Annotated in this window: 18 protein-coding genes; 8 read left to right on the forward strand and 10 right to left on the reverse strand. The window is 61.6% G+C overall.

Annotated features, from left to right (window positions below):
• Positions 1-13: 13 nt before the first annotated feature.
• Positions 14-676, reverse strand: a complete 663-nt coding sequence (locus BN1800_RS29870; protein ID WP_179213923.1) for an EF-hand domain-containing protein — start codon at positions 674-676, stop codon at positions 14-16.
• Between the two features lie 166 nt (positions 677-842).
• Between BN1800_RS29870 and tam the strand changes: the two genes are divergently transcribed.
• Positions 843-1613 carry a trans-aconitate 2-methyltransferase gene (tam, locus tag BN1800_RS29875; protein WP_087002628.1) on the forward strand — a complete coding sequence of 257 codons (771 nt, stop codon included), beginning with the start codon at positions 843-845 and terminating at the stop codon, positions 1611-1613.
• Between the two features lie 355 nt (positions 1614-1968).
• Positions 1969-3480, forward strand: a complete 1512-nt coding sequence (zwf, locus tag BN1800_RS29880) for a glucose-6-phosphate dehydrogenase (protein ID WP_087002630.1) — start codon at positions 1969-1971, stop codon at positions 3478-3480.
• Positions 3481-3495: 15 nt separating this feature from the next.
• Here the strand turns inward: zwf and BN1800_RS29885 are convergent, their stop codons facing one another.
• A complete protein-coding gene (locus BN1800_RS29885; protein ID WP_027507605.1) occupies positions 3496-4020 on the reverse strand; it encodes a DinB family protein in 525 nt (174 codons plus the stop codon).
• Between the two features lie 144 nt (positions 4021-4164).
• Here BN1800_RS29885 and BN1800_RS43675 point away from each other — a divergent pair, with 144 nt between their 5' ends.
• Positions 4165-4482: a TetR/AcrR family transcriptional regulator gene (locus BN1800_RS43675; protein WP_342210319.1), complete on the forward strand. Its 318-nt coding sequence runs from the start codon at positions 4165-4167 to the stop codon at positions 4480-4482.
• Entirely contained in the window at positions 4479-4724 is a 246-nt protein-coding gene (locus tag BN1800_RS43680; protein WP_425299076.1) for a hypothetical protein, read from the forward strand. The genes BN1800_RS43675 and BN1800_RS43680 overlap by 4 nt, the downstream gene beginning before the upstream one ends.
• Positions 4725-4880: 156 nt before the next feature.
• On the opposite strand, the gene BN1800_RS29895 is transcribed toward BN1800_RS43680, so the two are convergent.
• Positions 4881-5270 (reverse strand): hypothetical protein, encoded by a 390-nt coding sequence (locus BN1800_RS29895; protein WP_027507607.1) that lies wholly within the window; start codon positions 5268-5270, stop codon positions 4881-4883.
• 233 nt (positions 5271-5503) lie between these two features.
• Between BN1800_RS29895 and BN1800_RS29900 the strand changes: the two genes are divergently transcribed.
• Positions 5504-7072: a helicase HerA-like C-terminal domain-containing protein gene (locus BN1800_RS29900; RefSeq protein WP_027507608.1), complete on the forward strand. Its 1569-nt coding sequence runs from the start codon at positions 5504-5506 to the stop codon at positions 7070-7072.
• Positions 7073-7279: 207 nt separating this feature from the next.
• Here BN1800_RS29900 and BN1800_RS29905 read toward each other — a convergent pair whose 3' ends face one another.
• The gene (locus BN1800_RS29905) at positions 7280-7582 is read right to left on the reverse strand and encodes an alkylphosphonate utilization protein (RefSeq protein ID WP_087002632.1); all 303 of its coding nucleotides are present in this window, start codon (positions 7580-7582) and stop codon (positions 7280-7282) included.
• A 436-nt stretch (positions 7583-8018) separates the two neighbouring features.
• Here BN1800_RS29905 and BN1800_RS29910 point away from each other — a divergent pair, with 436 nt between their 5' ends.
• Positions 8019-9542 (forward strand): ABC-F family ATP-binding cassette domain-containing protein, encoded by a 1524-nt coding sequence (locus tag BN1800_RS29910; RefSeq protein ID WP_087002634.1) that lies wholly within the window; start codon positions 8019-8021, stop codon positions 9540-9542.
• Between the two features lie 201 nt (positions 9543-9743).
• Here BN1800_RS29910 and BN1800_RS29915 read toward each other — a convergent pair whose 3' ends face one another.
• Positions 9744-10979, reverse strand: a complete 1236-nt coding sequence (locus tag BN1800_RS29915; RefSeq protein ID WP_087002636.1) for a type 1 periplasmic-binding domain-containing protein — start codon at positions 10977-10979, stop codon at positions 9744-9746.
• A 402-nt stretch (positions 10980-11381) separates the two neighbouring features.
• Here BN1800_RS29915 and BN1800_RS29920 point away from each other — a divergent pair, with 402 nt between their 5' ends.
• Complete coding sequence (locus BN1800_RS29920; RefSeq protein ID WP_244564703.1) at positions 11382-12182, forward strand: transglutaminase-like cysteine peptidase; 801 nt, start codon at positions 11382-11384, stop codon at positions 12180-12182.
• Between the two features lie 68 nt (positions 12183-12250).
• On the opposite strand, the gene BN1800_RS29925 is transcribed toward BN1800_RS29920, so the two are convergent.
• The 4 genes from BN1800_RS29925 to BN1800_RS29940 are packed head-to-tail and all read right to left on the reverse strand — an operon-like array spanning position 12251 to position 17737.
• Complete coding sequence (locus BN1800_RS29925) at positions 12251-12910, reverse strand: ribbon-helix-helix domain-containing protein (RefSeq protein WP_087002640.1); 660 nt, start codon at positions 12908-12910, stop codon at positions 12251-12253.
• Between the two features lies 1 nt (position 12911).
• Complete coding sequence (locus BN1800_RS29930; RefSeq protein WP_087002642.1) at positions 12912-14204, reverse strand: HlyD family type I secretion periplasmic adaptor subunit; 1293 nt, start codon at positions 14202-14204, stop codon at positions 12912-12914.
• Positions 14201-16357: a type I secretion system permease/ATPase gene (locus BN1800_RS29935; RefSeq protein WP_087002644.1), complete on the reverse strand. Its 2157-nt coding sequence runs from the start codon at positions 16355-16357 to the stop codon at positions 14201-14203. Before BN1800_RS29935 ends, BN1800_RS29930 begins: the two co-directional genes overlap by 4 nt.
• Positions 16358-16375: 18 nt before the next feature.
• Positions 16376-17737 (reverse strand): TolC family outer membrane protein, encoded by a 1362-nt coding sequence (locus BN1800_RS29940; RefSeq protein ID WP_087002659.1) that lies wholly within the window; start codon positions 17735-17737, stop codon positions 16376-16378.
• 303 nt (positions 17738-18040) lie between these two features.
• Here BN1800_RS29940 and BN1800_RS29945 point away from each other — a divergent pair, with 303 nt between their 5' ends.
• A complete protein-coding gene (locus BN1800_RS29945; protein ID WP_244564704.1) occupies positions 18041-18820 on the forward strand; it encodes a GGDEF domain-containing protein in 780 nt (259 codons plus the stop codon).
• A gap of 73 nt (positions 18821-18893) precedes the next feature.
• On the opposite strand, the gene BN1800_RS29950 is transcribed toward BN1800_RS29945, so the two are convergent.
• The gene (locus BN1800_RS29950; RefSeq protein ID WP_425299077.1) at positions 18894-24470 is read right to left on the reverse strand and encodes a cadherin-like domain-containing protein; all 5577 of its coding nucleotides are present in this window, start codon (positions 24468-24470) and stop codon (positions 18894-18896) included.
• Positions 24471-24616 lie beyond the last annotated feature (146 nt).

Consider the following 24616-nt stretch of genomic DNA (forward strand, 5'->3'; position numbering starts at 1 on the left):
GGCAGATGCCGGCTTACGGCTTCTCCCGTTTCTCCTGCTCTTCCCTGTATTGCCTGACCGTTGCGGCGCGCTTCGCCTTTTCGGCTTTCGAAAGAGCACCGTCGCCGTCCTTGTCGTAGAAATCGAAGGCGGAGAGGAGGAGCGTCCTGAACTCGTCCTCCGTCAGCTTGCCGTCCTTGTTGGGGTCGAGCGCTATCAGGGCGGCGACGCGATCCGCGCCGCTCAATCCATAAGCCAACGCCGCTTGCCGCAGCGGCGGCGATGTCAGCGCTTCGTCGAGTGTCACGATACCGTCGCCGTTACGATCAAAATTCGCGAAGCGGGCCTCCATGCCAAGTTCGACCTGTTCGCGGCTTTCGTAGAGGTTGGCGAGCTTGTATTCGTCGAGCGTCATGCGCCCGTCGGCATCGAGATCGCCGGCGAAGAATGGCATCGCGTCGGCGGCCCTTTGGCGCGCGGCGTCGACCTGCCGGAGCCTGTCGATATCGCCTTGATCCAAAGTACGGTCGGCGCCGGTGTAGACCGCAAAAGGCTCGAGATGCTCGGACACATACCCGTCGCGCGTATTGCCCATGCCCTCCACAAGAAAAATCGGCGGAGCAGCCGGCGTCCCGGCCCGTGCTGGCATTGCGGCGGCCGACAGACAGATTGCGGCAAAGACGAAACCGGCTCTCATGAATCCCTCCAAGCCATGAGCGGACATCAATAATGCAACCCATTCGTGCAGCAATTCGACGACAGCTGCAACACGCCACATACAAGTCGCCAAGAATTGCTGCTAAGCATGACGCGCTTGAACCATCGTCGCATCACGGAAACGGGACAATAACAGGAGGTGCCTCATGGCCTGGTCCGCCAGCCAATATGTGAAGTTCGAGGATGAGCGGACACGCCCGGCGCGCGATCTCCTGGCGCAGGTTCCGCTGGAGCGGGTCGAACGCGCGATCGATCTCGGCTGCGGGCCGGGAAATTCGACCGAACTCATCATCGACCGCTACGGCAGGGAAGGCGTGTCCGGGCTCGACAGCGACCTCAACATGCTGGAGGCCGCGCAGAAGCGGCTTCCAGGCACTGCCTTCACCGAGGCCGACCTTGCGATCTGGCAGCCGGAGGAGCCCGCCGATCTGCTCTTCGCCAATGCCGTCTTCCAATGGCTGCCAAACCATCTCGACATCTTCGACCGGCTGATGGACGGGCTTTCCAAGGGCGGTGTACTGGCCGTGCAGATGCCCGACAATCTCGGCGAGCCGACACATCTGCTGATGGAGGAAAGCGCCCATGCCGGACCATGGAAGACGGCGTTCGAAAAGAAGAGCGTGCGCCGCAACCCCCTTCCGCCGCCGCCGGCCTATTACAGCCGCCTGATCGGCAAATCCGCGCGCGTCGATATCTGGCACACGATCTACAACCACCCGATGGCGAACGCCGGGGCGATCGTCGAATGGGTGAAGGGAACGGGTCTGATGCCCTACCTCGCCCATGCCGGCGAAGAACAACGCGAGGCATTTCTTGCGGATTATCTTGCGCGTGTCGAGAGAGCCTATCCGAAGATGGCGGACGGGCGGGTGCTGCTGCGCTTCCCGCGGCTGTTTCTGGTGGCGGTGAAGGGTTAGTAGTGCGCCGGTACCGCAAAGTCGCCGCGCTGTGCCGCCAGCATCTCGCGCAGCGGTATATGCTTCCTGTCGACGTTAGCCCGTCTCCCCGAGGGATAGCTTGGTAGGGCAGCAACTACAGATTCCCTCATTCCTGTGCCTGGCACAGGAATGAGGAAAGAATATATGACAGTGCCAGTCGGCAACCTCGTGTTTGCCGCAGCCTCGCCTGAGATTGAAGCGCTTGGAATGTTTCCCCTCAACTGACCTGATGAGGGAGGGCTAGTAAGCGGCCTGCGCAAGGCCACCGACCACGCTTGCGGTAGCGCCCGGCGGCCTTATATTCCGGCGCTGACAATCACGGAGCGCGATCCCCATGCCAAACGCCAAGCCCACGCCGCCCACCACTCTGGTCATCTTCGGGGCGACCGGCGACCTTACCCGACGGCTTCTCGTTCCGGCGATCATCAATCTCACCCGCGGCGCTATGGTCGGCGACGATCTCGACATTCTCGGCATCGGCATCGAGCCCGGCGACGACGAGACGCTGCGGGGGCGACTGGACGATTTCCTGGCCGGCCTCGGGGATGGCGAACCGCTCGTCAAGGATCCAGCCTGGGCACGGCTGCGGCAGCGGATCAGCTATATTTCCGGTGATTTCACCGGCGAGGGAATCTATCTGGAGATCGCCAAGCGCCTGTCTTCGGCGCCGAGCGGCAATGCGGCTTTCTATCTCGCCGTGCCGCCGCGCTTCTTCGGCGGGATCGTGGAGAAGCTCGCGGGTCACGGACTCGCCGCCGAGAACGAGAACACCTTCCGCCGCATCGCCATCGAAAAGCCCTTCGGAACGGACCTCGCCTCGGCGCGGGCGCTCAACGCGCAGATCCTGAGCAACGTCGACGAGAGCCAGATCTACCGGCTCGACCATTTCCTCGGCAAGGAGACCGTCCAGAACCTGCTCACGGCGCGTTTTGCGAACATGATGATCGAATCGCTGTGGAACAGCCGCTATATCGATCATGTGCAGATCACGGCGGCCGAAACCGTCGATGTCGGCAGCCGCGGCGCCTTCTACGACGCGACGGGGGCGCTGCGCGACATGGTGCCGAACCACCTGTTCCAGCTGCTCGCCATGATCGCCATGGAGCCGCCGAACAGCTTCGACGCCGAAGCGATCCGCAACGAGAAGAGCAAGGTGCTGAAGGCGCTGCGCGTCTATACGCCAGAAGAAGCGGCAGCACACGGCGTTCGCGGCGTCTATTCCGGTGGGTGGCTGAACGGCGCGGAAATCCCCGCCTATCACGAGACGCCGCAGGTGGCGCCGGACAGCAAGACCGAGACCTTCGTGGCGCTGAAGCTCTATGCCGACACCTGGCGCTGGGCGGGCGTGCCCTTCTACCTGCGCACCGGCAAGGCGATGACGGCGCGCGACACGGAGATCGTCGTGACATTCCAACCCGTGCCCTTCGCACAGTTCCGCGAGACCGACGTCACGCGGCGGCTGCCGCCGAACAAACTGGTCATCCAGGTGCAGCCGGACGAAGGCATGAGCCTGGAGATATCGATCAAATCGCCCGGGCTTTCGGTCGACACCGTGCCGGTTTCGCTGGACTTCCGCTATGCCGACCAGTTCGACATCGGCAAGATGACCGGCTACGAATCCCTCATCTACGACCTGCTGATCGGCGACCAGACGCTGTTCCAGCGCGCCGACGGCATCGAAGCCGGCTGGGCGGCGGTGCAGCCTTTCCTCGACCTATGGGCGAAGGGCGGCGACCCGGAAGCCTACGCCCCCGGCAGCATGGGCCCTGCCTGCGCCGACGGCCTCATCGAACGCGACGGACGGCACTGGCATGGGCTTGGCGTGCTACAGGTGAAGAAAAAATGAGCCGCAAGTGAAGATTCAAGCAGAAACAGACTGGTTTCCACCCTGCAGCCGGCGACCCGGTTCGGTCCGGTGAAGATAGACCGCAAAAGTATCCCACGGCGGTGAAATGGAAAGCTGAGAAAGTATCCGGCCGACCTCGCCCCGGTGGTAACCCCCGTGCAGCACAACGTGCGTAAGCATCTCCTCTCTCGTCATGTATCCCTTGTCGCCATCCGTAAAGGCGAACTGAACAGCCTCGGAAAGATCCGCAGTCGTAACCTTCCCGACATAGTCCAAATACCACTGATCGGAAGCCTTCACCGCCGCATCCAGTACGTCTAGCGTCGGAGTTTCGATTGTATTGTCGGACGTATAGTGATGCCGAGCGCCGCTCAGATGAGCAGCAAATATTTGGGCGACGACATAATAGTGGTTAATGAGCCGCAAGGCCGTATGAATTTCTGCCTTATGCCTCTCCCGGTCGAGCGTTGCCAACTTACCGAATAGGTCACGGTTGGCCCATGCATGATAGCCATACAAAGTATGAAGCAATGTGCTCATTGTCGGACTCCCTTAAAATTCCTAGAATGCGAGTGATACGCTCATATTCTGTCTGGAGACGTTCTGTTGTCTACTCGCATTGCAAAGCAGCCGCCGGTGATGCGGAAAGAACCGCGCCAGGCGCGCTCCCGAGCGACCGTTGAAATGATAATTGAGGCCGGTGCTCGCATTCTGAGTAACGAAGGGTGGGCCGGGTTCACAACCAACAAGGTCGCTGACACGGCCGGGTTGAGTATTGGCTCGCTCTACCAGTATTTTCCGGACAAGCTCTCGTTGATCGAAGCGATTCGCCGCCGTCATCTCAATGATTGTCTTGCCGTCATGCGGAAGTGCCAGATCGAAGGGCTAACAGCGGCGCAATTCGTCGCAAACCTGGTCCAGGGAATATCGCCGCCCATAGCACCTGCCCCGGGCTCCATAGAGTTTTGCTCGATGACGCCCCCATCTTCGATGGGTACATGAATCCTAACAGCACATTTGAGGTGGAGTATCTCGCCTACTATGAGAAAGCCGTCGCCACCTATCGGAGACGCGAGCTCGATATGATCGACCGCACAGCCGCGTTGGTCATCTCCGATGCTATTGACGGCGTCATCCACAACGCCGCCCGCCGTGGCACGTTAAGGGACCCGGCCGTGCAGAGCGAGCTTATCCGCCTGGTCAGCCTGTACCTCGCAGATGAAGGCGAAGTAGCCGCACCTTAGGCGGCCCAAGCGAGTCAAAAGATCTAAAATTTTGGATCTGATTGAAATGCCTTTGATAGCACCCGCTCGCAACGTTCCGATGCGAGCGGCTTCAGTACCCGAACGCGATTCGCCTCACGCTTTTTTAGAGCCCTGGAAGCGGCGTAACTTCCGCGATCAAACGAACTGGCTCAAGCCCGGGACCGAGGCGACGACTTCGTCGACGACTTCTTCGCCGGCATATTGCTTGGCGATGGCGATGGTTTCCTTGGCGAGTGAGGTGATTTCGCCCATGCCGAGGCCTTGGCTCATCAGTTGCTGGCCGAGGCCCATGATTCCGCCGCCGCCAAGAGCGCCCATCAAACCGCCAAGCAGGCCGCCGCCGGCACCTTCGCCGTTGTACTGGGCGACGAGATCGGCGCCGCTCGGGATGGCTTCGATCATCTTGGCGACTGCGGCGTCATCCCCTTCGCGCTGCAGGAAGCCGAGCATCATGCCCAGCGCCTTCTCCGCCAGATCGGGCGCAATACCCACGCGATCGGCAATCTGGGTCACAACTTCATTCATCGTCAGCCTCCTGTTATTTTGACGTTAACGTCAACGTTATTCGAGTTTCTTCTGCAACTCAAGCCGCGCCGCCGGGAGAGGGCATTTTCCCCGGATTTGCTTTCAATGCAAACAGTTGTCGGCATCCCGGTCCCTGCTTATAACAGGTGGACGATAGTAAGATGAATGCGGCTTATTGCGATCTCCGCATTTCAAACGCAAGCGGCGGCATCGGCCCAAGGGAGAACTGTTTCATGCTCGAGGATGGCAAGATTTTCATCGGCGCCAGCCGCAATCCGGACGACAGCATCAACAAGCCGGAATATCTCGACCTGAAATTCGGCAACCGCCACGGCCTGGTGACGGGCGCCACCGGCACCGGCAAGACGGTGACGCTGCAGGTGCTGGCGGAAGGTTTTTCCAGAGCTGGCGTTCCGGTCTTTGCCGCCGACATCAAGGGCGACCTTTCCGGCATCGCCGCCAAGGGCGAGCCGAAGGATTTCCTCATCAAGCGGGCCGAGCAGATCGGTTTTGCCGATTACGAGTTCGACCAGTTCCCGGTGATCTTCTGGGACCTCTTCGGCGAGAAGGGCCACCGGGTCCGCACCACGATCGCCGAAATGGGACCGCTGCTTCTGGCACGCCTGATGGATGCCTCCGAGCCGCAGGAGGGCGTCATCAACATCGCCTTCAAGATCGCCGATCAGGCAGGCCTGCCGCTGCTCGACCTCAAGGATTTTTCCTCGCTGCTCAACTATATGGGCGAGAATGCGAGCGAGCTTTCCAGCCAGTTCGGCCTGATTTCCAAGGCTTCCGTCGGCTCTATCCAGCGCGCGCTGCTCGTTCTCGAGCAGCAGGGTGCCGAGCATTTCTTCGGCGAACCGGCGCTGAAGATTTCCGACATCATGCGCACCGGCAATAACGGCTACGGCCAGATTTCCGTGCTTGCCGCCGACAAGCTGATGATGAACCCCAGACTTTACGCCACCTTCCTGCTCTGGCTACTCTCCGAGCTTTTCGAAGAGCTGCCGGAAATCGGCGATCCGGACAAGCCGAAGCTCGTCTTCTTCTTCGACGAGGCGCATCTGCTCTTCAATGATGCGCCGCGGGTCTTGACCGAGCGCGTCGAGCAGGTCGTGCGCCTGATCCGCTCGAAGGGCGTCGGCGTCTATTTCGTCACGCAGAACCCGCTCGACGTGCCGGAAACGGTGCTCGCCCAGCTCGGCAACCGCGTGCAGCACGCGCTGCGCGCCTATTCGCCGCGCGAGCAGAAGGCGGTGAGGACAGCCGCCGATACCTTCCGCCCCAACCCGGCCTTCGATTGCGCCACCGTGATCACCAATCTCGGCACCGGCGAGGCGTTGGTTTCGACGCTGGAGACCAAGGGCGCGCCGTCGATCGTCGAGCGCACGCTGATCCGCCCGCCATCCGGCCGCGTCGGCCCGGTGACGGAGGTGGAACGCCGGCAGGTTATGGACCGGAGCCCAGTGCTCGGTGTCTATGACGAGGATGTAGACCGCGAATCCGCCTTCGAAATGCTGACCGCCCGTGCCAGGAAGGCTGCCGAAGCAGAAGCCGCAAAGCGGGCGCAGGAGGAGGCTCAAGCGCAGCAGACGAGCGCCGGAACGACCTCCGGCTGGAGCCTGCCCGGCTTCGGCGGCAGCGATGATGAACAGCCAAGCCGCGGCCAATCGCGCGGACGTTCGTCCGGTTATCAGCGCGAAACCGTCGTGGAAGCCGCGATGAAGAGCGTAGCACGGACGGTTGCGACGCAGGTCGGCCGGGCGCTGGTACGCGGCATTCTGGGGAGTTTGAAGCGGTAAGTCTTGGCAGCGCGGTTCGCGGCCTCTTGCCATGGGGACCGCCCTCACCCTAACCCTCTCCCCGTTCTGACGGGGAGAGGGAAGGTGCCCCACCCTGCCTCGGTGATTTGAGAAGACGGCGCGGCATATTTCCTTCTCCCCACGGGCGGGGAGAAGGTGCCGGCAGGCGGATGAGCGGCAAGCCGGCGACCATAAGAGGAAATCCGCCTACCGCTTGCGGACGAATTCCGTGCGCAGGACGAGGCCCTTGATGGTATCGTGGCGGCAGTCGATTTCTTCCAGGTTTTCCGTCAGGCGGATCGACCTTATCACCGTGCCCTGCTTCAGGGTCTGATTGGCGCCCTTGACCTTCAGATCCTTGATGAGAGTGACGGAATCGCCGTCCTTGAGGACGTTTCCGGCAGAGTCCCGGACCTCGGCGGCCGCCTGCGCGGCAGCAGCCAATTCCGAAGCCGGACGCCATTCGCCCGTCACTTCGTCATAGACGTATTCGTCGTCATTGCCCGCCATGGTCGTCTCTCCTAAATCAGAATTTGGCCGCTTATAACAGCCAGGCCGGCTTGCGCAAGTTCGGCCGGAAAGACAAGGGCCTCGTGCCGCGTACCGTGTTTTTGAAGAAAGCCTAATGCGACCGCCATGGTTGCATTCCTGCATAGGCGATGGTATTTCGTGTGTGCACTCAAATTGAAAGGAGGGTCGCGTGCAAAATTACTATTTCCGGTTCAACCGGCAGCGTGGCCCCGTCAACGCCCTGCAAATGCGTTTGCAGGGCTGACCAGAGACCGTTTCTCGCCAAACTCTCTTCCTGGTCCGCCCTTTGTGGCCAGCAGCGCCAAGCTTTATCGCTTGAGCGGCTGCGATTTCAGATCCACCGCTGATGCATCGCATCGATGATGGCCCAAGAGCCCTCGATGGATGATCGCGCGGTCAAGACCAGAGAACGAGTATGACCCTTCTCAATATCCGCAACCTCGGCATCACGCTGTCGAACCCGCTGTTTTCCAGGCTCAACCTCGTCGTCAATGCAGGCGACCGGATCGGCATCGTGGCCGCCAACGGCCGCGGGAAATCGACGCTTTTCCGCTGCATCGCCGACACGCTCGATGCGACGGAAGGCGACATCACCAGGGCGCGCGGGCTGACCGTCGGCTATGTCGAGCAGAACGTGCCGCCTGCCCTTTTCGCCAGGACCTTTTATGACGCCGTTCTCGATGCACTCTCTCCGGAGCAGGTGGAAACCGAGAGCTGGCGCGTCGATGTGGTGCTGGATTCGTTCGAGGTGCCGGAGGAGTTGCGCCAGCGTTCGCTCGCCGCCCTCAGCGGCGGGTGGCAGCGGCTGGCGATGCTTGCCCGGGTCTGGGTCACCGAGCCGGACCTCTTGATGCTCGACGAGCCGACCAACCATCTCGATCTCGGCAAGATCGCGCGGCTGGAGGAATGGCTGAACGCGCTCCCTCGCGACGTGCCGGTGATCCTTGCCAGCCACGACCGCGCCTTCCTCGACGCCGTGACGAACCGCACGCTCTTTCTGCGTCCGGAGCAATCGCAGCTCTTCGCCCTGCCCTATTCCCGGGCGCGGGTTGCGATCAATGAGTTCGACGCGGCGGACGCGCGCCGCTACGAGCGCGATATGAAGACGGCCGAGCAGCTGCGCAAGCAAGCGGCGAAGCTCAACAATATCGGCATCAATTCCGGCAGCGACCTTCTGGTGGTGAAGACCAAGCAGCTGAAGCAGCGGGCGGATAAGCTTGAAGACGCGGCGAAACCGGCGCATCTGGAGCGCTCGGCCGGCGCCATCAAGCTCGCCAATCGCGGCACGCATGCCAAGGTGCTGGTGACGCTGGACGATGCGGCGGTTGGGACGCCGGACGGCACGCTGCTCTTCAAGACCGGCAAGCAGTTCATCTGCCAGGGAGACCGGATCGTGCTGCTCGGCGAAAACGGCGCCGGCAAGACGCGGCTGATCGCGATGCTGCGCAAGGCGATCGCCAACCCGCAAACCGCCGAGAACGGCATCAAGGCCACGCCGTCGCTCGCGCTCGGCTACGGCGACCAGGCGCTTGCCGATCTCAGCGATGCCGATACGCCGTTGGAAACGATTATCCGCCGCTTCGACGTCGGCGATCAGCGGGCACGCGGGCTTTTGGCCGGTGCCGGCATGTCGATCGAGATGCAGGGCCGCCCCATCGGCCAGCTCTCCGGTGGGCAGAAGGCGCGGCTCGGCATGCTGGTGCTCCGGCTCTCCAACCCGAACTTCTACCTGCTCGATGAGCCCACCAACCATCTCGACATCGACGGGCAGGAAGCGCTGGAAGGCGAGCTGATGGCGCATCAGGCAAGCTGCCTGCTCGTTTCTCACGACCGCAGCTTCGTGCGCGCCGTCGGCAACCGCTTCTGGCTGATCGAGAAGCGGAAGCTGGTGGAGGTGGAGAGCCCGGAGGGGTTCTTCGCCTCGGCGGGCGGGCGGTGATTGGCGCGTGGGTTGCGGGACGTGGTTATCCGCTTACCCCTCCGTGGCCAAGTGAGGAGAGGTCGTGCAGTGCGGCCCCCTCATCCGACCCTTTGGGCCACCTTCTCCCCGCCGGGGAGAAGGGATGAGGGGGCAGCAAACCGCTACTTCGGCCTCCATTCCTGTGCCGTCACAGGAGTGGAGTGGAACAAAAGAGCCATTTTAAAACGCCTTCGGCGCAGCGCCCAGCAGGTTCAGCTTGCCGCCGGTGATCGTGAAGAGGCTGAGCTTGCGTTCGACATTGCCGCCCGGGCTCAGGCGGAAGAGCCCGGTCACGCCGCGGAAGCCGGTCTTCATCGTCAGGTTCTCGGCCGTCACGCCCGCCGGACCCTTGACGCGGATGATACCTGCGGCGATGGCGATGGCGTCGTAGCCGTAGGCGGCGTCCGTGGACAGCGTGCGGCCAAGGTGGCGCTTGTAGCGGTCGGCGATCAGGCTGGCATCGTCCGGCTCGACCATGGCGATCGTGGCGCCCGCGACAGCGGGGTCTGCATAGGCCTGAGACGGCCAGGCGCTGGTGCCGATGAGAACGAGATTGCCCTGGCCGCTCGCCTTGATCGCACCGGCAACCGTCGGCACGATGACGCTCTTGCCGAGGATGACGACCGTATCGGCCTGCTGAAGCTGGGCCTTCGACTTCTGCACGGCATCGGCAGCGGCTGCATCGCTGAGATCGTAGCGCGCGGTCCCGGCATAGGTGCCGCCAGCGCGGATGGCGTCGGCAAGCCGCATCTCATAGGTCGGCGGAAAGTCCCTCGGGGCGAAAACCATCACCTTCTTGTGCCCGCCCGTAGCCGCCGCACGGATGCCTTCAAGCGCGCTGTCGAGCTCGTCCGAGGCGAAGTTGTAGATATTGCCGGCAGTTGCCGGAACGTCGTCGCCAAGGTTGACCAGCGGCGGACGCTGATCGGAGGGCATGGCGGCAATCGCTGAGGTGACGGCGGGCGGAGCATAGCTGATGAGCAGCGCTGAATTGCGCGCCTTGGCGGCGCTCACGGCGGCAGGCACCGCACCCGCGCCGCCCGAAACATCGATGACCTTGACAAAAACCTGACCGTTGCCGAGTTCGCCGACACTGAGAGCTGCGCCGTCGCGCACATCGCGGGCGGCACCCTCGTAAACACCGCTCGCGCCTCTAGGCAGCAGCAGCGTGACCTCCGTACCGGTCTCGCCGAAGGTCTCTTCGACCTTGCTCGACGGCGCCTTGATGTCGGTATTCTTCGCCGTGCCCAGCCCATCCGCACCCGACTGGCAGCCTGCGGCGGCGGTAAGGAAAATCAGCAGCGGCAGTGTGTGGGACAGGCGCCGGGGTGCAGACAAGGCGACCGAAAGCGCGTCAGCGAGCCCGCCGCATAAACCATATGATGGTTCGGTCCGTAGCTTTGAATGCGATATCACTGTTTCCCCCGAAATGCGGCATCCCGGCCTTTTGCGGCCTTTTAGACGGCGCTTATTTCTGCACCGGGCGCAGGCGAAAATCAAACCCTTCCCCCAAACTTGGTTGACGGCAAAGCTAAAGTTTTACGCGCCTTTGAACGGAAGATTTATACTTGGATTACCCACGCTTCCAAACTGCATATTTATAGCTATTGGGTACATTTCTCTCGCACGGGGAGAACCAAACCGATGAAGCGCAGCACAAAAGCAAAAATACTCGCGTCTTTTACTTTATCATCTTTCGCACCATTACTTTTCAGCTCGAATGTTGCGGCACAAATGCCAGAAATGCAGATCAGCGCGACGTCATATACATCAATACTGGCAACCAATACTATTTACACGCTAGCACAGGCAGGCAGCATGGCAGGCGTTTTCAATCTCCTCAGAACGGCCGCCAGCGACGTTTCGAGCGCCGTTCAGAGGATTAATCTTGCCGCCGTGACGCAATTGCCGCAGGCGGAGACTGCGTCGTTTGCCGCGGAGACGACCGCCTCCATCAAGCCGGGTGTGCCGCGCAACGCGGTCCCTTCGAATGATGCTGTCTTCGGCTCCGTCACCATTCCGTTCAAGCGGCTTGCCGCTGTCAAGCGCTTCGCGCCTTCGCTGGCGGAAATGGCGAGCGGCGCGGCCATCAAGTGCGGCGCAAAGGGTTGTTCGGATGCGGCTGAGGTCGTCAAGGCGACGCTCGACAAGACCGGGCACGCTTCGATCCGCGACAAGCTGAATGCGGTGAATGTGGCAGTCAATCGCGCGATCCGCTACCGCCGGGACGCCGACACCTATCAGACGGCGGACTACTGGGCGACGCCTTCCGAGACGCTTGCCCGCCAAGCGGGCGACTGCGAGGATTTCGCGATCCTGAAGATGGCGGCACTTCGCGCCGAAGGCGTCGACATGAAGGACATGTCGATCGTCGTGCTGTTTGACCAGAAGCGCCAGTTCTATCACGCGGTGCTTTCGGTCGAGGTCAACGGCAACTACTTCATTCTCGACAATATGCGCGATCAGGTGCTGCCCGACAACCGCCTGCCCGACTACCAGCCGCTTTTCTCCATCGCCCGTGGCAAGGGATATCTGCATGGGCTGCGTGCCGGCAACAAGCAGGTCGCTTCCCGCATTCCGCTGGAGAAGGTCGCACCGGGCGAAGGCGCGGCGTACTGAGACAAGCCAAAACGCGTGATGTTCAAGGCGGTCGCGCGATGCGGCCGCCTTTTCGTTTCATGCGTCAGTCAGTAGCGGGAGATGTAGCCGATCAGCATCGACTTTTCGTGCGTCGGCGCCAGGGCGAGATTGATCTGGCCCCGCATCGACTGCGTGCCGACACCGATGCTGAAGCCGGTGTTCAGCGTCTTGCCGCGGTTCAGGTTCAGCGTCGTGATCGCCTGCTCGATCTGCGTGTCGACGGAAAAGCGCAGGCTCTTAGTCAATTGCGCCGTATCACCCATGGGCAGGCGCTGGCGCAGCATCGAGAGAAACGGATCGTTGAAATACTGGATCTTCTTGTCGTGGGTAAGCAGGATCGCCGGCGATGGCGACGCCTGGATGACGGCATTGAGGTTCGTCATCGAGGCTATGTCCTCGACGGCGTCCAGGCGGCGCAGCGCCCATTTCAGACTGAGAACGCGCAGCAGCGAGGCGAGATTGCCGGATTCCGGCATCTGCGACGCCGTATATTGCACCAGATCGGCGGTCGTCATCTTGCCAGCGGAGGACATGCGGCCCAGGCCGTCCCAATAGATGCGCTCCAGGCGGATGCCGCGGCGCTCACCTGCCCGGCCGACGACGGCCCGGAAGCGCGGCTCGATTTCCTCCGCGCCGATAACCGGCAGCGGCTCGTCGGCGGGTTCAGCCTTCGTCAGATCGGTCGCGCGGGGTTTGGAAATCAGCATCTCACCGCTCCGTCAGCGCTTCGGAGCGCGCCTTGTTGATCGGCTTCAGCAGGTAGCTGAGGACCGTCTTGTTGCCCGTCATGATTTCGACGGCGGCGACCATGCCCGGAATGATGGGATAGAGCTTGCCGTCGCGCTCCAGCTCCGATGTGTCGGTCTTCACCTGCACCACGTAGTAGGTCTCGCCTTTTTCCTTTTCGACCAGGCTGTCGGCCGAGATGTTTTCCACCACACCTTCAAGCCCGCCGAAGATCGAGAAATCATAGGCCGTGATCTTGACGATCGCCGGCTGACCGCGACGGACGAAAGCGACGTCGCGCGGGGAAATCTTCGCTTCGATCAGCAAGGTATCGGCAGTCGGCACGATGCCGGCGATGACGCGGCCCGGATCGACATAGGCACCTATCGTATTGACTTCCAGCGTGTTGACGATGCCATCGACCGGCGAGCGGATATCGGTGCGTTTGACACGGTCGGAAGCACCGCGGATCGTTTCGTCGACGACGGAGAGTTCTGCAAGCGTCGTCGCCTTCTCGGTCAACGCCTGCTGGCGGAGTTCAAGCGCCAAGTCGCCGAGCTGGAGCGTCGCCTCCTGCACCGCGGCTTCCAGGCGATCAATGCTTTCCTGATAGACCTTGAGCTGGCCCTGCTGGTCCGTCAGGTCGCGTTCGACCTTCAGCATTTCGGTTTGGGCCACAAGCTTCTTTTCGCTGAGCGGCTTGATCAGGTCGTATTGGCGCTGCGCGCCCTCGATATTGTCCTGCAGGCGGGCGATATTGGCATGCGCCTCGTTGAGCTCGTTTTCGCGCTGCTTGACGCGCTCCTTGAGAACGCCGAGCTTGTTTTCGTAGCTCGCGCGGTCGGCAGCAAAGAGGCTCGCTTCGTTGCTGCAGACATCCTTGGCGACGGCAAGAATCTCCTCCGGGCAGATATAAGGCATCTCGTACCGACCCGCCTCCTCCAGCTTCAGCCTGGCGACCTTGGCACCGAGCGCGCGTGCCTTGGCGACCGATTCTCCGAGCGTCGAGGTGGTCGTGGTATTGTCGAGCTGGACCAGAAGCTGGCCCTTGCGGACGACCTGGCCAAGCGTGACGGCGATCTGCTGGACGACGCCGGGTTCGGAGGACTGGATGATCTGGGTTTTCGAAACGGGAATGACCTTGCCTTCGCCGCGGGCGATCTCATCGACGCTCGCGATCGTCGCCCAGCCGATGAAGCTTGCAATCAGCAGCGCGCAGAGCGCAAGGATGGCGCGGGCGAAAAACGGTGGATGGTCGAGACGGTTCGCGCTCATTGCTGCCCCGCCGGTTTGCGCATGGCCTCGATCACGGCCTGCTTCGGACCGTCGGCGACGATTCGGCCCTTGTCGATAACGATCAGGCGGTCGACAAGCTCCAACATGCTGTGGCGGTGCGTCGCGATCAGAAGCGTCGTTTCGCGGCCGAAGGCGCCGGACAGCCTAGAGATCAGATGACGCTCGGTCGCAAGGTCCATCGCGCCCGAGGGTTCGTCGAGGAAGACGATCTTCGGCTTGGTCAAAAGCAAGCGGGCTATCGTCAGCGCCTGCTTCTGGCCGCTCGACAGATTGGTTCCCCGCTCACCGACCGGCATGTCGAAGCCGCGCGGATGGTTGGAGACGAATTCATCGACGCCGGTCATGCGGGCGACCTCAAGGATTTCCTCGTCGGTTGCGTCGGCGCGGCCGATCAGCAGGTTTTCCTTCACAGTGCCGGAAAACAGATCGGAGGACTGGCCCGCAACCGCTACGGCGGCGCGCACCTCCGCCATGTGATACTGCCGGATATCGACGCCATCGATCAAAATGCGGCCGGCGGACGGGCAGAAAAGGCCGTCGAGCAGACGGCCGAGCGTCGTCTTGCCCGAACCGATGCGGCCGATGATGCCGATCCTCTCGCCGGGCCTGACAGTGAATGACAGGCCATTGATGACCGGATAATCCGAACCCGGATACTGGAAGGAGACGTTCTGGAAGCTGAAGCCGCCCTGTTTGATCTGACGGTTGACGAAGCCGATCGTAGAGGGCCGGTCGTCCGGCTGCTCCATGATCTTGTCGAGGATGCGCAGCGACATGGTTGCCTGGCGGAAGCGCGCCAGCGTCATGGCGATCTGGCCAAGCGGCGCGCCGGCGCGGCCGGCGAGCATCACAGTCGCGACGATCGCACCCATGGCGATGCGGCCCTCGGAGAACTCATAGGTGCCGGCAATCACGATCAGCACGCTCACCATCTGCTGAATGAAGGTCGTCAGGTTGATGGCGTTGGTGGAGATATGCTTGATGTCTTCGCTGGTGCGGCTCGAATATTTGGTGAGTTCCTGCCAGCGGCGCAGCATCGTCGCTTCGGCGCGAAGGCTCTTCAGCGTCTCGATGGTGGAGATGGTCTCGACGAGCAGCGACTGGCGGCGGGACGCTTCGTTTGCGGCGGTTGCCATGCGCTTGCCGATCTGCGCCTGCGCCCAAAGGCCGATCGCCACCGACAGCACGAAGGCGGCGGCCGGGATGACGACCAGCCAGCCGGCAATCAGGTAAATAACTGCCAGAAAGATGAAGACGAAGAGACTGTCGATCAGCACGCCGATGGTGTTGGATGTGAAGAATTCGCGGACGAACTCATATTGCGTGACGCGGTTCGCATATTCGCCCGTCGACAGCGGGCGCGATTCCAGCGTCGAGTTCAGCACCTTGTCAAAGATCAACTGGGAAAGCCTGAGGTCGGCCTTGCGGCCGGCGTAATCGATCAGCGACGAGCGTGCCGTTTTCAGCAAAAAATCAAAGATATAGGCAAGCGAGATGCCTGCCGCGAGGACCCACAGCGTCGCCACCGCCTTGTTGGGCAGCACGCGGTCATAGACGTTCATGGTGAAGAGCGGCGAGCCAAGCGCAATCAGGTTGATGAAGAGCGCTGCCACCATGACGCGGACATAGGTGCGCCAGTAGGGCATCAGCGTCGTCGCCAGCCAGTGGCGCTTTTCGATCTCCACCGCATTGCCGACCAGCGCCTCTTCCGAAGCGTTCTGGTAATAGAGCGTGAAAGCGAAGGCCATCGCGGGCTTCAGCGCCACGAGTTCCTCGCGCGTCAATCTGATCGGGGCGCCGGCGATCGGAACGATATCAATGAGATAGGAGCCATCCTCCGCCACTTCCAATAGAGGAAGAACGCCGCCATCGGCAAAGCAGACGATGGCTGGGCAATCGAAATTGCCCAGGCGGCAATCGCGTTCCTGATGCCTGATGACCTGAAGGCCGATGCGCTCGGCCATCTGCTCCACGTCGTCGAGCTCGAGCGATTCGGTGATCTCGTCCGGCAGGCCGGAGAAGAGAACCGTATCGGAGCTCGGCCGGCCATAGAACGCAGCCACTGACTTGAAGGCAGCCTTGAAAGTCTGGAGCGGGGTGCCGCTTGGAGTCTCGAGCGCTACGTTCAGCATTGTTCCATGCCGTTTCGACTACTGCTGTCGAATCGGCGCCAGAAGGTCCAACGGCATGCCGGCTTTTTGATGCGACTCAAGCTCGACATATCCCGGATCTGCGACGCCCGCGGGGACAACAAACTCTTCCCGCGCATATTCTTTTGCCTGCTCGACCGGCCTCAGCTTCATCGTCTGGAGCAGATTGCCGGACGCGGCCAGGATCTTGTACTCGGCAAAGACCGATGCGAGACGGGCCGTATCGGCAAGAACTCTGGTATTGAAATTGGTGTTCTGCGCATCAAGCACATCGAGCAGCGAGCGCTGACCGACGCTGAACTGCTGCCGGTAGGACGACACGAGCTGGGCATTGGTCGAGGCCTGCTGGCCGAGGATGCCGGCAAGCTTGCCGCGGCTGACGCGCTCGTTCCAGGCGGAGCGAACCGACTGCTCGACCTCGCGCTGCACCTGCGCCAGCGCATAACGCTGCTCACCGGCACGGCGGATCTGCTCCTGCTCGCGGGCAACATCGATACCGCCGCGATAGAGGTTCCAACGGGCGACTACGCGCACCTGGTAATCATTCGTGTTGCCATCGTCACCGTTGATGTCGTCGCCGACACGGGCGGTGCCTTCGAGGTCGACCTTCGGCAGGTAGTTGGCGCGCGCGCCGCGCACACCTGCATCGGCCGCATCGACATCCGCATTGGCGGAATAGATGCGCGGGCTGTTCTTGGCGGCGACGAAGACAGCATCATTCAGCGTCTTCGGCACATACTTGGCAACCGAAGGCGGGGTCTGCGCACCGGTGACCGGCTCGCCCACGTCCTCAAGGAAACGGATCTTCGTCGCTTCCAGCTCTTCCTTAGCCTCCTGTAGGCGGGCAGCGGCAGCCTGCTGGCGCTCGACGCCCTGCAGGCGGTCGGCGTCAGTCAGCGTGCCGCCCTTGATGCTCTGCTCGATGTTGCCGAGGATCTGGTTGTGGAAGGCCATGTTATCCTGGGCGGCCTTCACGATCTGATTTTGCAGGATGTATTCGAGGTAATCCTGCGTCACTTCGAGTGCCAGCGATTCGGAGCGCTCCAGCACGCGGAACGAGGCGCCATCGACGCGCGATGCCTGCTGATCCACCTGCGCGCGGCGGCCGCCGCCATCGAAAAGCCGCTGCGAGATGGTGAGGCCGACATCGCCCGGCGACAAGTAATCAGTATCGGAAGTTAAAGTGCCGGTTGTAGAATTCGACAGCCGACGGCGACCGATCCCGGCGTCGAGATCAATAGAGGGCAAATAAAGCCCGCGCGCCTGGCGAAGTTCAAATTCGATTGCTTCACGATCCTTCGCAGCCTGCAAGATCTGCGGGTTCGTCTTCATTGTCTTTTCGATTGCCTGCTGAAGAGAAATAGCATTGGCGTCAACGCAAAATGCAAAATTCAAAGCAACAGTCGCAGACAAAGCTGCAAAAATTCTTTTGCCGTTAAACAAGTTTGATGCCCCTCATCACTCGTAATTAGCCCGGCTACCCCATATACCGAAATCTCTTCTCGGTTAAGTCAGTAGCATTATGTTATCAACACTCCAACTGGCCTGAGCCAGCTTCCTGAGAAGACAGTTAACTCACGAGGTTTCCACAGCCAAAGCAACAATTTTACAGGATTTTTTAACCTGCGCTTGTTGTGCTCGCGGTTAGCTTCACACTCACCCCTAGTGAGTATCCCGACGACCATGATTTTTATTAACCGTTACTCCCCCGCCACGGTAAAACCCGCTTTGCTGCGCGCTGCAATCGGCGCAACATGCTGCCTGGCGGGATCCGTTGGTCTTTTACTTATCTTAAACCTTCTAATCCCGGATAAACCATTTTTGGTAGGATTTGTGAGTATTCCTCCAATTTCGTTTGTTGTTGCATTTCCGCTTCTTTTCGCGCTGCAACTGCAAAAAGCGGAACTTGAAACGCTACGCTCCAGAATGAGCCATGCCACCCGCCATGACCCCGCGACGAACGCGCTCACCGGCACCGCTTTTGCGGCTGCGATGCAGAATTACTCCGACCGCCGCCGGAAGATCGCAACGGATACCGGCGGCATCATGATCGCCGTCGTTATCGAGACGCTCGACGCGATCAGCCGCCGCTATGGCCCGCAATGGGCCGACACCGTGATGCAGTCGCTGGCCGACATCATCAAGAGCTCGGTCAGGAGCGGCGACCTCGTCGCCCGCCTCGCCTCCAACGAACTCGGCATCTTCCTGCCCGGCGCCACGCCCGAAAATGCCCAGGACATCGGCGCCCGCATCCGCAGGCGCGTCTCGCTGGCAGCCTTCGAGACCGAGGAAGCCCCCCTCGATCTCAAGATCAAGCTCGGCGGCGCTCTTTTCGAAGGGCCGGAGGATTTCAACCGGATCCGGCAGCTTGCGGACGAGATGGCGTTCGACAGCGCGACCGAGGACGGCGAGCCGATCACCATCGCCAGATTGCCGGCGGCGTGAGCGGAGTAAAAAGCAGAAAAGGCGCCGGGGCGCCTTTTCCAGATTCACACCTGAAGAGTGACTTACGAACCGGTCAAGCGGTCGGCGTCGTCGTTGAGTGATGATCGTCGTCATAGAGGATCTTCACCGTCGACGTGTAATTCTGAAGCACCGCGACATCGTGCCAGGTGCCGTTGTCGTTGACACTGATTGTCGTGCTGCCTGCGGCAACCGTGCCCTTCACGTTCGCAAGCGCCTCCGCCTCGCTCGCTTCGTGACCCAAGAGCGAGTTGAGGAGGTTGGAGACGTCCAGCGTATCGCCCTGACTGTTCTTGAAGTCCGTGATGACATCGGTAAGGTTCACCTCGTTGAAGGCGGCAGCATCAATGACAAAGGTGTCGCTACCGCCGCCACCGGTCATCGTGTTGAGGCCGGAGCCGCCGACAAGAATGTCGTCGCCGGCGCCGCCAAAGAGAATGTCGTTGCCACTGCCGCCGCGCATCTCGTCGTCGCCGGCGCCGCCAAGAAGAAGATCACTTCCGCCGCCGCCCCAGAGCGTATCGTTACCGCCCCCGCCGGCCAGTATATCGTTGCCGTTGCCGGCGATATCGCTGTCGCTCGAACCACCGGAAAGCGTGTCGTCGCCGGTCGTGCCAACGATCAGATTGTTGGAGTTATTTCCCGCAGAACCCCCCAGGTAATCCGGCAGATTTTCGCCAATTGCTGAGTAGGTCACAGTGGACGTCGTATGTCCATTGTCGTCAACGACCGCCAGCGAAAGCGAGGCGTCGCCAAACATCGCAACCTTCGCGTGCCAGCTCGAGCCTGACAAATCGAGGGTGCGATTTGCAGCGGCGCCGTTCCCGATATCATCGTCAAGGAAATCCTGCAATTCGGCTCGATATGTCGAGCTGAGGAGGACTTCCTGAAGTTGTTCTGCAGAGAAAACAATATTGACGTGGTCTTGGTTGTGGCCCGCATCGCTCACGGTGTCGCCGCCATAATAGGATGTGACACCACCATCATGGTCCCAACTCGTGGTGAGTTTGTCCTTGCCGTTACCCATCAAGATCGTCCAATCGCCGTTGAAGGCGGTTGTCGGAAAGTCCCCGGTATCCTGTGCGTTACCGAAGTTGATTACCTGGCTGGTTACGGATCCCCCCGAAACGATAATCGAGACCGTCACCGGATTGCTCTGCAATGCGCCGTCCGTCGCGTGATATGTGAACGTATCCACACCGATGAAGCCAGCCGTCGGCGTATAGGTGAAGGTCCCCGTGGCAGCGTTGAAGCTGCTTATCGCTCCATGCTGCGGGCCAGTGCCTATGACCGCCGTCAGCGTCTGGCCGTCTGGATCGCTATCGTTGGCAAGCAACCCGGTCGTAACGATCAGGGCCGTATTGGCCAACGTTGCAAATGGGCCATCCTCATTGGCAACCGGGGCTTCGTTGACCGCCGTCACCGTGAAGCTGGCGTGGCCGATGCTGGTCTTGAAGTCGTCATTGCCGTTCGTCTTGCCGTTGTCGCTGATCGTGTAGTCGAACGACGCAGTGCCATTGAAGTTCGCGGCGGGCGTGAACACCACCTGACCGTTGACGATCGCCACTGTGCCTCCGATCGCATTGCTGACAGCCGTCACGGTCAGCGACTGGCCGGCTTCGTTCGCCGGGCCGGTGCTGTCGTTATCCGTCAGCGATGCGAACGAAATCGTCCGGGCGCCGCTGTCTTCGGCAGCGCTCGTCAGGACATCGGACACCGCCACCGGCGCGTCGTTGACCGGCGTCAGGTCGAGCGTCGCGCTGCCGGCAACGCTCGCCGTGCCGTCCGACACCGTGTAGCTGAAGCTGACCGCAGTATCGTCGTCGGCATCAGGCGTGAAGGTCCAGGTGCCGTTGCCATTGTCGACCAGCGTGCCGGAGGAGGCCGAAAGGCCGCTCACCGTCAGCGTGTCGTGATCGACATCCGTCGCGCCAGCCAGAAGATCGGCCGTCGTGATCAGATGCGCGCTGCTGTCCTCGGCAATCGCCGCCAGCGTCACGGCCGGGACAACCGGCGCGTCGTTGACCGGCGTCAGGTCGAGCGTCGCGCTGCCAGCAACGCTCGCCGTGCCGTCCGACACCGTGTAGCTGAAGCTGACCGCAGTATCGTCGTCGGCATCAGGCGTGAAGGTCCAGGTGCCGTTGCCATTGTCGACCAGCGTGCCGGAGGAGGCCGAAAGGCCGCTCACCGTCAACGTGTCGTGCTCGACATCCGTCGCGCCAGCCAGAAGATCGGCCGTCGTGATCAGATGCGCGCCGCTGTCCTCGGCAATCGCCGCCAGCGTCACGGCCGGGACAACCGGCGCGTCGTTGACCGGCGTCAGGTCGAGCGTCGCGCTGCCGGCAACGCTCGCCGTGCCGTCCGACACCGTGTAGCTGAAGCTGACCGCAGTATCGTCGTCGGCATCAGGCGTGAAGGTCCAGGTGCCGTTGCCATTGTCGACCAGTGTGCCGGAGGAGGCCGAAAGGCCGCTCACCGTCAGCGTGTCGTGATCGACATCCGTCGCGCCAGCCAGAAGATCGGCCGTCGTGATCAGATGCGCGCCGCTGTCTTCGGCGACCGCCGCCAGCGTCACGGCCTGAGCTTCGGGCGCATCGTTGGTGCCGGTTACCTTCCAGGAGACGGAGGCCGGTGTCGTCGTGATCCCGTCGGAGACGCTGTAGTTCACCGTCACCGTCGTCGTCGTGCCGGCCGCCAGAGACTGGTAGGCCGGATGGTTCGGATCGAGCGTGAAGGAATGCGTCGCCGCATCGTAGCTCACGCCGGCCGGCAGGGCACCCGGCGAGCCGCTGACCGCCAGGCCGTCGACCGACAGGGTGGTGCCGAGATCGACGTCGCTCGCATTGGCAAGCGCGTCGAGCGTGACGCTTGCGCCATTCTCGGTGGCCATGCCGGCGACTGCCCCGCTGACAACCGGCGCATCGTTGGTGCCGGTCAGCTTGATCTGGACTACATGGGTATCGGTGCCGCCGTGGCCGTCGCTCACCTCGACGGTGTAGCCGATGAGCGACTGCCAGCCGTTGGGCAGGAAATTAAAGGCTTCGGAATTGGAATTGAACGTCCAGTGAATATCGCCGGCCGTATGCGCTCCATCGATGACCGCGCCACTGCCGATGCTGAAGAAGCTCAGCAACTGAGCCGGAGTAAAGCGGGCTTCAATACCCGCGCCGCCGGCCGTGACACCGGTGACACTCGCTGTGACGTTGTCGGTCACGTCGACATCGGCGACGCTCAGAGTACCGGTCGTGCTGAGGCCGGCGTTCGTTTCCGTGAGGGCGGCAAAAGCGCTGTCGCCGGCATCAACCGTGATGATCGGCGCATCGTTGGTACCGGTGATCGTCGCCGTTACCAGCTTTGAGCTGAGTGCACCACTGGCGTCCGTGACTACCACCTTATAGACCTGCGTCACCGTCTGGCCCTCGGCAAGAAAGTCCAACGAGCTGTCGGCCGCCTGCAGCTTCCAGTCGATCCGGCCCGAGTTGGACGCGTCCGTCGGCGAATGGTTCAGCCACGCCGAGAACGCGCCGAGATAACTACCGCCCGGGTTGTTGGTGCTGACCTGCTCGATCGAGACCATATGATGGTCGCTGGCATCCGGATCGACGAAAGTCAGATGACCGGTCTTGACTCGAATCTCGCTCGAACCAACCTGGCCGGCATGCTCCGTCAAGGGAGCGGCAGTCTCGCCCCAACCGAAAGCCGGTGCGTCGTTGGTGCCGTTGATGGTGACCGTGATGTCCTTTGTGACCGAGTCGTGATCGCCATCCGTCACGGTATACGGAATGTGCAAGACAACCGTCTGTCCTGCCGGCAGACGGTCGAAGGCCGTGCCGGGATTGATCGTGATCGTGCGACCGTCGGCGCCGAGCGCGATCGACGGCGTGCCCAGGATCAGCCCGGCCGGAACCCCTGTGTAGCTCGGCGTTCCGAAGGACAGAGCGGCACCAATCTCGTCCGCACCAAAGGTGAAGTGGGTACCTTCGATGAGCGTGACGCTCTTGCTGTCGTTCTCCGACATAGCCGCAGTCAGGTTTGCAGCCGTCGGCAGGCTGTCGGCGACGTTGATGACGAACTGACCGGCGCCGAGCGTCACCGTATCGTGGTCGCTGTCGAGCGCCTTGACATAGGCACCGAGATCGAGCGGCAGGTTATCGCTGCCGGCGGCGTGATCGAATTCGCCGTGCAATACAAAGGTCGCCGTTCCGTTTGCCGACACAGTCAGCCTGAAGAGCGGCGTTCCGGGCGCACCTTCGGCATAGCCGGTCAGCGTGGTTCCGTCGGAAACCACTTTCACCTGCTGGCCGCCGGCCGTAACCGTGCCGAGACTCTCCGCGGTTGCGATGGTTTTCAGCGCGAATACCGCAGCACCATTGCCATCGTCGGCACCGGCCGAGACCAGCGAGGAAAGATCGACATTCGCAGACGAGACGTCGTGGCCAGCCTCGACCTGCAGGCTCCAGTCGCGCAGGGTGCCCACATCAGCTCCAAAGTCGTCCCTGATTTCCAGCGTCCAGATTCCCGCCATGCTCTTACCGTCGAGCAGGGAAAGCTGGTCGATCGATGGACGCCATGTGCCGACGAATGGAGGGGAAGCGGAGGTAAAGCTGCTTGCCGCTTCGTCGTCGAACATGATGGTGCCGTTCGGATCGCCAGCTCCGCCATTATCGTCGACAAGCCGAATCCGAGTGCCATCCGGAGCGATCAAAGTGACCTCGAGGTCCGCCATGAAGGTATGCGCGAGGTTGATCGACACGTTGACGTCGTGGATGGTTCCGCCGGCCGGCACCGTGATGGTCGACGTGATCGTGCTAACGTCCGGGATGGGAAGATTGACCGTTCCCGACACGAAACTGTGCGTTTCGACGGTCGAGCCACCTTCCACAACATTGCCGGAAACCGTCGTGTTGGCGACCAGCGTCGGCACGCTATCTGCCATGTTGATGGTGAAGGGCTGATCGACATAGTCGCCGTCGCCGTCGAAGACGCGTGCCACGAGGTTCAGCGGGATGTTGTCACTGCCGTCCGGGTGATCGAGGTTCTGGAAGAGCGTCGCCGCAAAGCTGCCCGGATGCAGGACGGCGACGATGAAAACCGGATTGTCGGCGGTATCGCCGGCCTTGAACGCAACGATTTCCTGATCGACGCCGTTCGTCGTGCGAACTTCATATTGCAGGGGCACGCCGTCGGAGGTGAGTCCGCTGTTGATGATCGGATTTCCGTTGCCATCCGTACCGATCGCGACATGCGTCGCCTTGCTGTCGGCCCCGACATTCACATGGAGATCGCCGAAGACGGGACTGACCGAAGGCAGGCCAGTCTCCGAAAGCGCGCCAGTGGCAGCCGGTGCCGCAACGGACGGACCACCGTCGTTGATGTCGATCTGCAGGCTGTTCGTTGCCGTGTCGCCGTCGCCGTCGGTGACGGTGAAGACGATCTTCATGCGGCCGCCGTCGGCAGCACCGGTCTCGTTGGCGTCGGCCTGGTCGATCGGGCCGTACTGTGTGAACTTGTAGGCGCCGGTTGCCGGATCAGTCACTTCGACCTTGAAGATCACCGTACCGTTGGCAAGCTTGCCAAACAGCGTCAGGCCGTCTTGCTGTTCGATGTGGATGTCCTTGCCNTTGAAGATCACCGTACCGTTGGCAAGCTTGCCAAACAGCGTCAGGCCGTCTTGCTGTTCGATGTGGATGTCCTTGCCACCCGACTGCAGAGCATGGGCGGTAAACTGAGCTGTGTCGGCATCGGCGATTAGCGGATGGCCAGTGCTGCCGAGGCCAT

Source organism: Rhizobium sullae (assembly GCF_900169785.1).
Taxonomy (GTDB): domain Bacteria; phylum Pseudomonadota; class Alphaproteobacteria; order Rhizobiales; family Rhizobiaceae; genus Rhizobium; species Rhizobium sullae.